This window comes from uncultured Dialister sp., from assembly GCF_937959425.1.
Lineage (GTDB): Bacteria > Bacillota > Negativicutes > Veillonellales > Dialisteraceae > Dialister.
In genome coordinates this window covers 1-12,293 of record NZ_CALGPS010000122.1, presented here as the reverse complement: position 1 = coordinate 12,293, position 12,293 = coordinate 1, and the positions used below count along the sequence as shown (strand labels likewise).

8 protein-coding genes are annotated in these 12,293 nt (G+C 46.8%); all 8 read left to right on the top strand.

The features are described from left to right. Positions 1–1,374 precede the first annotated feature (1,374 nt). The 8 genes from Q0482_RS05465 (at position 1,375) to Q0482_RS05430 (ending at position 11,832) form a co-directional block, all read left to right on the top strand. Positions 1,375–1,980 (top strand): sigma-70 family RNA polymerase sigma factor, encoded by a 606-nt coding sequence (locus Q0482_RS05465; protein ID WP_299144370.1) that lies wholly within the window; start codon positions 1,375–1,377, stop codon positions 1,978–1,980. 125 nt (positions 1,981–2,105) lie between these two features. After that, entirely contained in the window at positions 2,106–2,312 is a 207-nt protein-coding gene (locus Q0482_RS05460) for a DUF2922 domain-containing protein (RefSeq protein ID WP_299144367.1), read from the top strand. A 15-nt stretch (positions 2,313–2,327) separates the two neighbouring features. Then, on the top strand, positions 2,328–2,555 hold the full coding sequence (locus Q0482_RS05455) for a DUF1659 domain-containing protein (protein ID WP_297001956.1): 228 nt from the start codon (positions 2,328–2,330) through the stop codon (positions 2,553–2,555). Positions 2,556–3,672: 1,117 nt separating this feature from the next. Next, positions 3,673–4,722: a hypothetical protein gene (locus Q0482_RS05450; protein ID WP_299144364.1), complete on the top strand. Its 1,050-nt coding sequence runs from the start codon at positions 3,673–3,675 to the stop codon at positions 4,720–4,722. Between the two features lie 670 nt (positions 4,723–5,392). Further along, the gene (locus tag Q0482_RS05445) at positions 5,393–5,530 is read left to right on the top strand and encodes a hypothetical protein (RefSeq protein WP_299144362.1); all 138 of its coding nucleotides are present in this window, start codon (positions 5,393–5,395) and stop codon (positions 5,528–5,530) included. Continuing rightward, the gene (locus tag Q0482_RS05440) at positions 5,523–7,433 is read left to right on the top strand and encodes an Eco57I restriction-modification methylase domain-containing protein (RefSeq protein ID WP_299144361.1); all 1,911 of its coding nucleotides are present in this window, start codon (positions 5,523–5,525) and stop codon (positions 7,431–7,433) included. Before Q0482_RS05445 ends, Q0482_RS05440 begins: the two co-directional genes overlap by 8 nt. A 77-nt stretch (positions 7,434–7,510) precedes the next feature. Beyond that, a complete protein-coding gene (locus Q0482_RS05435; RefSeq protein WP_299144359.1) occupies positions 7,511–10,840 on the top strand; it encodes a DEAD/DEAH box helicase family protein in 3,330 nt (1,109 codons plus the stop codon). Between the two features lie 503 nt (positions 10,841–11,343). Continuing rightward, complete coding sequence (locus Q0482_RS05430; RefSeq protein WP_299144357.1) at positions 11,344–11,832, top strand: ester cyclase; 489 nt, start codon at positions 11,344–11,346, stop codon at positions 11,830–11,832. The last annotated feature ends 461 nt before the right edge of the window (positions 11,833–12,293 follow it).

Here is a 12,293-nt window from a genome sequence, read left to right as displayed (position 1 = left end):
CTGATTAATTCATAGAGTTTTCTTTTATAAGAATTTTTATGCACTGTTTCGTCATGGGCTTCCTTAAATAGCTCGCTATTCGCGTCAGCCCATTCCTCGCATTGCATAAAAATTCAAGAATAAAAGCAAACAATGATTTAATCAGCGCTTCCCTAGTGGATCGGAATCGAGGCGCTTACTTTGAACCTGCCTCCCACCGCCTGACGGGGAGGGGGACCACGTGAGTGGTGGAAGGGGATTTTTGCACTACCTAATGCTGCACCTGTGACACAAGAGGAAAGAACGTAACGCAGGCTCCTTTCTCAGAAAGGAGCTGGGCGAAGCCCTGAGGATAGGCCCGAATATGCGGTGAGCAGCTTTATGTGTCACACAGGCCCTTTCAGGGCCTCGGCCTTTTTTCAAAAGGCCGCTATCCTCGGTCGTCCGGCGACACCTCCGGCCGGGCATTAAGGTGTTCGCTTTATGGGCAGGCGGCAGGCTATGCTCAAATAAGAGCCCGGCTCAGAAGCCCTCTGCAGGGCTTCTGCCTTCCAGAGGAAAGGGGCTTTTGCACCACCTCATGCAGCACCTGTGACACAAAAATAAAGAGCGCAACGTAAGGCCCCTTTCTCAGGAAGGAGCCTGGCGGAGTCCTGAGGAACAACGAGAAAATTTCTAAATATTTTTATACAAGGGGGGGTAAGAAATGCACACCTTAAACGATATTAGTATCAGAGGGATGAAGAGACCTCATGAGATGATGAATCCCATTTTCTAAATGCCTTTTTCCATATCCGCGGTAGAGAAGAGGGCAGGGGAGAGGGGAGACATCAGGGAATTCCACTTTTCATCCTTCCGCTTCTGAAAGCCCGGGAAAACAGAAGGAAGCAAGAAAACAGAAGACAGAAAAGCAATAAGGAAGAGCGATCGCAGGACTTTCCTCTCTCTGACGACAAGATCTGAGCAGCACCCATGCGAATGGGAGGGCCAAGGCGCAGACGCCTGATTCATTGGTTGAACTTACCTGGATACTCCCCCTGATAGGCTTTTCTGTCTTTTTTGCTGCTTCAAGTCTGATTTATGGATAAAAATCAGGCATTTTTCAAAACCTGTCAAGCCCTTGGGAAAACTTTTTTATGGCCTATTTTCTCCGATAATATCGGAGTTTTTTCAATTTCTCACAAAAATGAGTGTATTTTGTTCCTTCGCTGTTGGTGAAGTGGAGAAAAAAGGAGCTCGAATTTCCTGAAGAGACAAAATTGTCCGTTCGAGAACCGTGAACCGACTTTTATGAGTAAATGATGAGTGACAAATGATCTTTTCCGCAAAAAAGCCATGGTATAGTATGGCCAGCCGGTAATATATCCGGAGCGCTTCGGGGAAAAGAGATTCCCAATGAAAAAAGAATATGATTATGAACATACGGCTCACCTTGTTTCCAAAGCACAACTGGGGGATAAGAAGGCCAAAGATGAATTATGTCATTGCTTCCGTCCCCTGGTGTATGGACTTACCAGGACTGCCTATGAAACCATTGACCATGAAGACATGGCACAGGTTCTTTGGATTGTATTTCTTGAAAATCTGGCAGATTACGACAGCAGCAGGGGACTTCCTTTTGCTGCCTACATGAAGAAAAGGCTATCACAGGCAGCAGTGGATTATATGCGACGCCATGAAGTCATGTTGAAACATGGAGGCATCAAAGACGAGGAGACTAAGGATCGCCTTTTATCCGGTGAAATCATGGTAGACGGTGTTCGTCAGAACTGGTATGAAATGAAACAGGATGAACTGACGGAAAGGGAAGTAGAGCAGCTGATTGCAGGTCTTGGACTTACCTCACGGCAGGAAGAGATCCTGCAGCTCCGCATGAAAGGATATTCCTGGGCTGACATCCATGGTATCTGTCATCTTTCCTATAAGAACATACACAAGCATAAGCAGAATATCCGGGCCATTGTCATGAAAAATGAAATTTTCCGAAATTATTTTGCCTAATGGGGGTAAGAAATGGGAAGGTACTGCGATATTAGTATCAGAGGGGAGAAAAAGAACCGGAACAACCCCATCGGCCGAGAGGTTGAAAAATCCGGAAGTGGTTCCCCTCAGAAAGGACCTTCATCATGAAGACCTTAAATCTTACTTTCAAAACATCAGGTAAATCCACAATGACTGTCACTCTGGCCAATCCCAAGGACAGCCTCACCAGGGAAGAAGTGAATACGGCTGCCGCCAAACTGATTCCCGTCCTCGTTACCCGCAGCGGTGCGGAAGTGACTGAACTTGAAAAAGTGACCATTTCCACCACCACCACGGAAGAATTGGAATAAAGGAGGTAGACTATCATGGCAGCAAAGAAAACCATGACCGATGTGAAACTTCAGGTAGTCGTCGAAAACGGTACTACCGGTACAGGAAGAAAAGCCACAAAGAACCTTTCCTTCAGCCAGATCAAGATCACCGCCACCGATGACCAGCTGATGGATGCAGGAAAGGCTATTGCAGGACTTCTCTCCTCCAGCCTTTCCGGAATCCGTCTGATCAATACCTATGATCTCACCGAAGCCGGATAAGGAATGAAAAAATCCCCGCTCAGCTATGGGCGGGGATTTTTTCATTCCTGCAGGAAACGGTGAAGCAGGGGAAAATGGGACTGCTAAGAGGTGCAGCCATTTCCATTATGAATTAAGAGCATGGAAATGAAAGGAAAACGATGAAAAACAGGAAAATATACAGTCGAATCTGTCAAGCCGGCAGGATATTATAAATTCCTATATCGCTTAATAAAAATCTTCCATAGTTATTCACATCCGGAACAATCCTTCTATAAAGCTGTGAATAACTGAATATTTAACCATTTATGAAATGCTGAATAGCTGTTTTAATTCTGCATCTGTTCTAATAAAATTTTAGAATTTCACCGTTATACAACGGTATTGAGGATTTGAGATAATGACGGATAATGGTAAATAAGCAGGTTCCGATAATTATATTTTATATATAATTAGAATGAGATAGAGTGTGCATTGTATTTTTATGCAAGATTATACATAATGAAAGGGCTGCGCACATATACGGCGATTTCGATATATACTTGACTGTTCAGTACAATGACAGTTTCTGCCTATTTATTTTTGCGTGCATATATAGTATGCTAATGTTAAGGAAGCACTGATTAATTCATAGAGTCTGCTTTTATAAGGATTTTTATGCACTGCTTCGTCATGGGACTCCTTAAATAGCTGGCTATTCGCGTCGTCCCATTCCTTGCATTGCATAAAAATCCAAGAATAAAAGCAGACAGTGATTTAATCAGCGCTTCCTTAACGGATAAAGCCACTGTATTATATGGGGATATTAATACATACTTTATCACTTTCGGACAAGAAATATTTCCACTTCCAGGGAAGCTTGGGTATATGGTGCCCTCCTCCAGCGCGGCTGTTTTTCCTGCAGTATACACTGTGCTTTGCCTGAAATGAAATATTTCCGAACAGGCTGTACAGTTTTCCTCTCGGTAGAAAGGGATCGGGTCGATGAGGGAAGGAAATCCCTCAGAATAGGAGGAGCAGGAATGATATGTGGATTTATCGGGAAAGGCAGATGGTTTATCAAAAAAGCAATGACATGATGATTAGAGGGGATTTGTTAAATATATCATCATTGTTTATTTTTCAAGAGGTTTAAATAATGATCAATCAAAATATCAGGAAACTGCGATGCGTCATTCCCGACGGCACCGCAGGCAAATATCCAAGGTTACTTTCTTTATTTGATAATAATGAGACCATGACACCGGAGTACAGCTCCATGGAAACATTTATGAACCATCTTATCGGTGACATGGAATCACATGGCATTTCAGTCGAGCGATTTTCCTTATTTAAAACCAGCCGCGGTATTGCCTATCAATTTTCTGACGGCCTTCTGCTGGTGCCTGTACCTGTATACCAGAAAAACGGAACAGGACTATTTTCTTTTCATGATATTGAATCCGTTTTCAAAGACGTAGACGGCTGCGGTACTATCCAGCTCTATCCGCTGCAGGGGCAGAGAAACCCCGTGCTGATCCACACATCATGCAGCCGGGATACCATTATGAAAAGACTTGACCGTGCATGGGAAATTGCAGGGAACAGGAGCCCGGTCCATGCAGGTATCTTTAATCCTGATGTACAGGCTATGACTGACCGTCTCTCCAGGGAGACCTATGGAATGCCGCTGCAGGTTCATTCTCAGGAAGCGGAAATTTCAGCGCAGGATATAGCCCGTAACCTTTCCGGTAAATCACAGGAAGAACAGGCCAGAATTCTTGGAAATGTGATCCGGTCCCTTGGATGGGGCGTGCTGCAGTCTGATGAACGGAAACAGTTCGTCCAGCTGGTTGTGGATAAGGCCTTCCACGTGACAGGTACGGCGGATACGGTAAGGACCGTTACGCAGAAAGACAAGGAACCTGCCGGAAATCATAGTGGAACGGAAATGGACATCCATTCTCCGGAACAGAAGACCGTCTCTCTGCCGAAGGGGGAAGATAAGTTCATCCTGCAGCGGGATACAGAGAGGGAACCATCCTGTTCTCTTGAAAAAGCGCGGGACTCTATGGAAAAAGACGATCGTGCATTCCGTTCCTGCTGGAAAAATATCATATCCTACCTGGATGGACATACTGCCACTCCTATTGGAAATCGTTTCATTTCATCTTCCGAAGAGGATGCTGCTTCATCGGATGATAAATAAAAAAAACGGAAGGGGCTGTGAAAAAATGATTTACATTTTTTCACAGCCCCTTTTGTATACATAAATTTTCACGGAAATTGGGCAAATGACAGTCTGCTTCCTGCCTCTACGTCATTTCGAGCGATGCTGCATGTAGTTATGGATGATAATGCCTTTTGTTCTATTGAGGCTCTGAGCCGAGAAATCTCCTGCCACTATGCTGCTTGTGCCATTAGGGCGTGGGATTTCTCCACTCCACTGCGCTGCGGTCGAAATGACAATGAGGTGGAGTGGCAGCGGTGTCATTTCTACATTTTTTCACAGTCCCTTTTTGACTGAGTGGGCTGTTTTTTTAATATCATTTTGACCGCAGCGAAAAGGAATGTAAAATTTTACCTGCAGAATAGGGCTGGCGGATGGGATCGAGATTCTGATTCAAATCGGACAGCCCCGCCGTTTACTGTCATCCTGAGCGCCAGCGAAGGATCTCGGTACTTGGCGTAAGTGAGCTGAACGCCGGTAAATATCAGTCAGCGGGGCAGCACGGTCGGAATCGGGGGCCGCTATCCACATGACCGCAAAAAAGCGAATTTTGATTTCGTCTTTTTTTGTACCACATGACTTTACATAGGCTGATTTTGACTATAAACCGGCAGGTTAGTAAAATAAAGATAAAGTGTTTTATCAGTAAATGGAATGGATGATACAGGAAGAGGATTGGACTGTATCTTTTATTTTAATGACAGGTGATGCCATTGATCATCAATATATCGGACGACATGATCGAATTGAATCGGGCGGGGCTCTTGAAGAAGCTTCTGGTGGATAAAACCACGAAGGGGCATATTCTCTGGGGGACGGACGCATACAGGGACCGGGGCCCTGCCTTTGAAAGGGAGCAGGAAATAGATACGCCCCTTCTTCTTTATGAAAATGCAGGGCTTATCAAGACCCGGGCACGGAAGGCCTTTGAGCAGCAGTCGGAACGGACGAAACAGCATGGGGAAGTGTTCACGCCCCGCTGGATCTGCGACGCTATGATTGACCATCTGGATGAAGCATGGTTTGGGGTGGAGGAAATCGATTTCCTTTCTTCCATGGATGACCTTTTTGCAAAGAAGAAATGGAAAAGGTACGTGGACAGCAGAAGGCTGGAAATTACCTGCGGTGAAGGGCCTTTTCTGGTGCAGCGGTATGACGTGTCCACAGGAAATATGATTCCCGTGCCGGAGCGGAAGGGCATACTGGACAGGAAACTGCAGGCGGTGTCCCGATATGCGGAAACAGAAGAAGAATGGAAAGTCTGGGCGAAACGGGCCTATGAAGCTGCCTATGGCTATGAATTCCAGGGGGACAATCTCCTCATATCCCGGGTGAATTTCATGATGACCTACCGGGACTTTTATAGAAATCGCTGGAATCGGGAGCCGGAAATCAGGGAATGGGAGAAAATCGAAAACATCATCACCTGGAACCTGTGGCAGATGGATGGTCTCACAGGGGAAATCCCCTATTCCCGCATGGACCCGCTGGGGCCAAGCCTCTTTGAACTGGGGGATCCTGATTTTAAGGAAGAGGATGTGCATCCCGCCTGCCGGATCTATGACTGGAGAAATGAGTGTAAGAGTGTTGCATTTAATGAAATAGGAAAGAGGGACAGGGGTATGAAATTTGATTATATTATCGGAAATCCACCCTATCAGGAGGAAACTGAACATTATTCAGATGTTAATGGTCAGCGTGCAAGGAAAAATATATTCCAAAAATTTCAGTTAGCCGCGGATGAAGTAACAGAGATTAGTAATTCATTAATTTATCCGGGGGGGCGATGGATTCATCAATCCGGTAAAGGCATGAAGGACTTTGGACTCAAGCAGATTAATGATCCACATTTAGATAAAGTATTATTTTATGCCGATGCAAATGATGTTTTCCCAGATGTTCAGATAGCAGATGGAATCTCTATAGTGGTGAAGAAAATGAAGAAAACATCTGGGGGATTCACTTATACATACATTAAACACGGAAAGGTAAAATCAGTACATCTGGATAATCCGGGGACAGACTTAATCCCACTGGATCCAACAGATATGATTTTAGCTGATAAATTTTCCAACTTTGTAAAAACAAACTCTTTGGATTTCCTGCATAATCACATCTTACCAAGGTCTCTTTTTGGCATAGAAAGTGATTTCGTTTCTAAAAACCAGGATAAAGTAGAACCGTTAAGTAAAGATTCTGAGATTGATTTCAGTAGGCAGATAAAGTTATTTACAAATGATAAAGCAGGTAAAAGCGGAAGAGCTAAATGGTTTATTGCTGACAGAAATGTGATTTCTAACATGGATTATCTTTCTCAATGGCAAGTAGTAGTTTCCAGTGCCAATGCTGGAGGACAGAAACGAGATAGACAGTTGGAAATTATAGATAATCATTCAGCATTTGGCAGGGCGCGTGTTGCTTTGCGGTCTTTTAGAACACCAAAAGAGGCTGAGAATTTTTATAAGTATGTTGAAAGTTACATTATAAGATATGCCTTCCTGTTGACGGATGAAGCTCTTTCATCACTTGGGAAAAAAGTGCCCGATTTGCTTGATTATACCGATAATAATAATTTAATAAATTTTGACGAAGACATTGATAAGCAGCTTGTTGAACTGATGGGTCTTAGTCAAGAGGATATGGATTATATCAAGTCCAGAATAAACAATATGAGGAGGTCTTCCAAATGAATACTTCCCATTTGTTACATTTGGCAAATAAAAAGGAAATCTCCTTTATTGAATCCCATGTAAAGGAGATGAAATAAATGAAGACGGTGGATATGATTCAGCCCTATGGCCGCATTATTCCCATGATTTACGCCTATACCACGCCGGGTATTTCCTATCATGAGGGCTGGACAAAAATCGGGTATACCGAAAAGCAGAAGGTGGAGGACCGCATCCGCCAGCAGACTCACACGGCGGACATCCAGGTGGAGCTCCTTTGGAAGGACAATGCTATTTATAAGGATGGCAGCGGGGAAAGCTTCACGGACCACGATTTCCATGATTATCTGGAGCGGTATAAGAATGTGGAGCGCCAGCCGAAGACGGAGTGGTTTCACATTGACGGAAATCGCTCTCGCTCCTATTTCAATGAATTCGCCTGCCGGGATTTCAAGACGGAAACGGAAAAGGGTCTGTCCTATGTGCTCCGCCGTGAACAGCAGGAAGCGGTGGAAAAGACGAAGGTTTATTTTGAAAGGGGCGGCCGGGAGTTCCTATGGAATGCGAAGCCCCGTTTCGGCAAGACCCTGACGTCCTATGACCTTATCCGCACCATGGGATTCAAGAATACCCTGGTGGTGACGAACCGGCCCAGCATTGCCAATTCCTGGGCTGAAGATTTCCAGAAGTTCATCGCCTGGCAGACGCCTCTTGATTTCGTGTCAGAAACGGACGCCCTGAAGGGAAAGAAGGGGGTCATGACAAGGGATGAATTTCTGGATGCCATGGAGCATGACGAGGAGCACCATCAGGGCATGGTGGCCTTTGAATCCCTGCAGGGCCTGAAAGGGTCCGTCTATTTCGGCGGCGGCATCGACAAGCTGAAGTGGATAGCAGACCTTCATTTCGACCTTCTCATTGTGGACGAATCCCAGGAAGGGGTGGAGACCTACAAAACGGAGCGGGCCTTTGACCATGTGCACTGCGACCATATCCTCTACCTCTCCGGCACGCCTTTCAAGCAGCTGGCGAAGGGACAGTTCTCCGACAGCCAGATTTACAACTGGTCCTATGCGGACGAGCAGGAAGCCAAGGAAAACTGGAAGGGCGACGATTTCAACCCCTACGAACGGCTGCCGAAGCTTTCCATGTTTACCTACCAGATGTCTCCCATGATTACAGGGGAAATCAAGCAGGGGGCCTCCATTCCGAAGGACGAGGAAGATTTCACGGACTATGCCTTTGACCTGAATGAATTTTTCCTGACCAACGGCAGCGGGAAATTTATCCACGAAGAGGAAGTGAAGAAATTCCTTCATGCCCTTTCTACCAATGACAAGTATCCCTTCTCTACGGCAGAGCTCCGTAAGAAGCTGCCCCATACGCTGTGGCTCCTGAACTATGTGAGCTCCGCCAAAGCGCTGGCATCGCTTCTGAAGGAGGATCCGGTATTCAAGGACTACCATGTGGTGCTGGCGGCCGGGGATGGGAAACTGTCGGAAGATGAAGAAACGGTAAAGGCCTATGACAAGGTGAAGAAAGCCATTCACGACTATCCGAAGACCATTACCCTCTCCGTGGGCCAGCTCACGGTGGGCGTCACCATTCCCCAGTGGTGCGGCGTGCTCATGCTCTGCAACATGAAGAGCCCCTCCGCCTATATGCAGGCGGCCTTCCGCGCCCAGAATCCCCACGATTTCATCGGAGAAAGGGGGGAGCGGTTCCGCAAGGAGACGGCCTATGTATTTGATTTCGACCCGGCCAGGACCCTTACCATTTATGATGAATTTGCCAATGATCTTTCCAAGGATACGGTGGATGGTCATGGAACAAAGGATGACAGGGCAAAGAATATCCGCCGCCTTCTGAATTTCTTCCCTGTCATCGGCGAGGACAGCCAAGGCTCCATGGTGAAACTCAATGCGGCCCAGGTGCTCTCTATCCCCAGGAAGTTGAAGTCGGAAGAAGTGGTGCGCCGGGGCTTTATGTCCAATTTCCTCTTTGCCAATATCAGCCGCATCTTTGCGGCACCGCAGGAGGTGAAGGATATACTGGACAAGCTCACCCCTGCCAGGGAAGAATTGCATAAAGAGGACCATCTGGAAGACCTGACTGATGATACTATCCCCGTAGATGAAGAAGGCAATGTGGATATTTCGGATGAAAAAGTCATCGGCACCGCCACCGACATTTTCGGACCGAAGATTTATGACACCATGAATGAAGGCCTCCAGGATGTGGTAGACAGCTTCAGGGAAACGCCGAAGGACGAAGCGGAGGTGGCGGACAAGGTGGACCATCTGGTGCAGACCACCGTGGAAACGGTGACCACATCCCTTATTACGCCGCTGGCGGGGCAGTACAATATCCCCAAATCCAAGACGAAGCAAATCACCAAAGACGTGAAAAATAAAATCGAAATCACCCTGCAGAAGCGAAAGGACGATTTCCTGCAGAACAAACGGATAGCAGAAGCGGAAAGGGATAGGAAAATCCGGAATGCTGAAACGTCGGAAAAACAGGAGCAGATTCTGAAGGACTTCGAGAACCGGATGAAGGAAAACGAAAAGAGCTTCAATCAGGGCATTCATGAAGATATTCAGAACATCGTGCAGAACCAGCCCACGGACCTGGTACGTAAGATGGAAGAAACAAAGGCGGAAGAAGCGAAAGACTCCATCGAAGACACGGTCCGTGACCACCTCCGCGGCTTCTCCCGCACCATCCCCAGCTTCCTCATGGCCTACGGCGACGACAAGCTCACCCTGGCCAACCTGGACGACTACACCGAAGATGATGTGTTCAAAGAAGTGACGGGCATTACGGAAGATGAATTCCGCTTCCTCCGTGACGGCGGCGACTACGACGATCCGAAAACCCATGAAAAGAAACACTTCGACGGCCACCTCTTCGATGAAGTGGTATTTGACGACTCCATCAAACAGTTCATGGAGAAAAGGAAGGAACTGGCCAATTACTTCGACGAAAACCAGAGCGAAGATATTTTCAACTACATTCCGCCCCAAAAAACGAACCAGATTTTCACGCCTCGCCGGGTGGTGAAGAAAATGGTGGACGACCTGGAAAAAGAAAATCCAGGCTGCTTCGACAATCCCGATGCCACCTTCGCAGACCTTTACATGAAATCGGGCCTCTACATCACCGAAATCATCAAACGGCTTTTCAGAAGTCCCAAAATGAAGGCGCTGTATCCGGATAACAAAGAACGAATCGGACACATCCTCTCCAAACAGGTCTACGGCATGGCACCTACAAGAATCATCTACCTCATTGCCACCAATTTCATCCTTGGCTTTGATAAATCATCTAAAGAAGCATACGCCAGACACTTTGCCGAAGCTGACGCGGCAAAGGCGGCGAAGGAAGGAAAACTGCAGGAACTGGTGGACGTAACATTTGGAAAATAAGAATGGCATATGCATCCGGCAAAACGGGCAGTACAAAGAACCCTGAATAATAAAGGCGCCCTTTCGCAGGGCGCCTTTTACCATGGGTCAGGGAAAATCATATTTAATCTATACTTAATCTCTTGCTGTCAGAACCTGTCATGGCGCTGCGTATAATAAAGATAGAAGCCCCGGGAAAGGGAAAGTATGATGAATGAGGAGCTAAATATGCAAAAGATAGAATTTTTTTTATAAGTTATCCTTGCAATTCGGCTTTTATACGCATATTTTTATACGCATATAATATAGTCAAAGAGAGGTACCAGAACCTTCGCCCGTTTCGGTGGGGGGCTGGCGCCTCTTCTCTTTGTTCTTTTTAGAGCTTTTTAGGAAGGAAACGGTGGTTATTATTCTTCCGGAAGACTACCCACCGGCGGAGGATTTCATAATTAGCGATTGTAATTTTAATATTTACAATACCCTGGTTTCATGATATAATTCAAACAGTTACAACTACTGAATTTATGAAATCGGGAGGAATCCATATGAAAATGAAGATGAAAATCGCAGCCCTGGCCATGGGTCTCGCTCTGGCGGGCATGGCAGCAGCACCGGCGCTGGCAGCTGACGGAGTGCCGGCTTTTAAGAGTAACAAGCAGATGGTGGCTTATTTCTGGAATGAAGTGTTCAATAAGCACAATACGTCTGTCATCCCTGCCATGGCATCGCCGGATTATATCCAGCACAATCCGGGCTTTGCCGATGGCCGGCAGGCTTTTGAGGAGGGTGTGGAAGGTTTTCTGAAGGAATTCCCGGACAGCAGGGCAGAAATCAAGCACATCGGAGCTGACGGGGATCTGGTATTTATCCATAACCATATCACTCTCAATGCGTCTGACCGCGGCCAGGCGGCGGTGGATATCTTCCGCGTGAAGGATGGCAAGATCGTGGAGCATTGGGATGTGATCCAGGATATTCCGGAGAAGTCGGAAAATCATAATACCATGTTCTGATACTGGGGTGCCTGACGGCGCGGTCGGGACCGGGGCTGCTGCCGGCTGTCGGCTGTCGGCTATCAGCCTTGGTGGGCGTGCAGCCGCAGGGCGGCTGGGATCGGTGGGTGGCTGGTAGCTAGTGGCTAGTGGCTGGTAGCTGGTGGGCTACTCTGTATTCCCGAAGGGACCTGCCGCTGCGCGGCAGAGGGGCATATGGCCCTGTGCTAACGCACGGGCCAAGGGTTGCGTCGCTGTCGCTCAGGGGCAAAGGCCGTGGTGGGCGTAAATAAGTTCTACCTTTAACAATCTCCCCTTTCTTATAAATGGGGGAGACGTCGCCGGAAGGCGACAGAGGGGGTGCATTTTACACCTTTATGGGCGCCAGTATGATAAAACCTTTACAACCGCCCTTGCGGGCGAGGGAAGAGGGTGTAAAATTCCTTGTGTAAATTAGATTCCTATTAATAAACATGACATTT

Excerpts from the sequence above, each read along its gene's own strand:
- Q0482_RS05455 (WP_297001956.1), top strand. The coding sequence starts at position 2,328 with ATGGCAGCAAAGAAAACCATGACCGATGTGAAACTTCAGGTAGTCGTC.
- Q0482_RS05450 (WP_299144364.1), top strand. The coding sequence starts at position 3,673 with ATGATCAATCAAAATATCAGGAAACTGCGATGCGTCATTCCCGACGGC.
- Q0482_RS05465 (WP_299144370.1), top strand. The coding sequence starts at position 1,375 with ATGAAAAAAGAATATGATTATGAACATACGGCTCACCTTGTTTCCAAA.
- Q0482_RS05445 (WP_299144362.1), top strand. The coding sequence starts at position 5,393 with ATGGAATGGATGATACAGGAAGAGGATTGGACTGTATCTTTTATTTTA.
- Q0482_RS05460 (WP_299144367.1), top strand. The coding sequence starts at position 2,106 with ATGAAGACCTTAAATCTTACTTTCAAAACATCAGGTAAATCCACAATG.
- Q0482_RS05430 (WP_299144357.1), top strand. The coding sequence starts at position 11,344 with ATGAAATCGGGAGGAATCCATATGAAAATGAAGATGAAAATCGCAGCC.
- Q0482_RS05435 (WP_299144359.1), top strand. The coding sequence starts at position 7,511 with ATGAAGACGGTGGATATGATTCAGCCCTATGGCCGCATTATTCCCATG.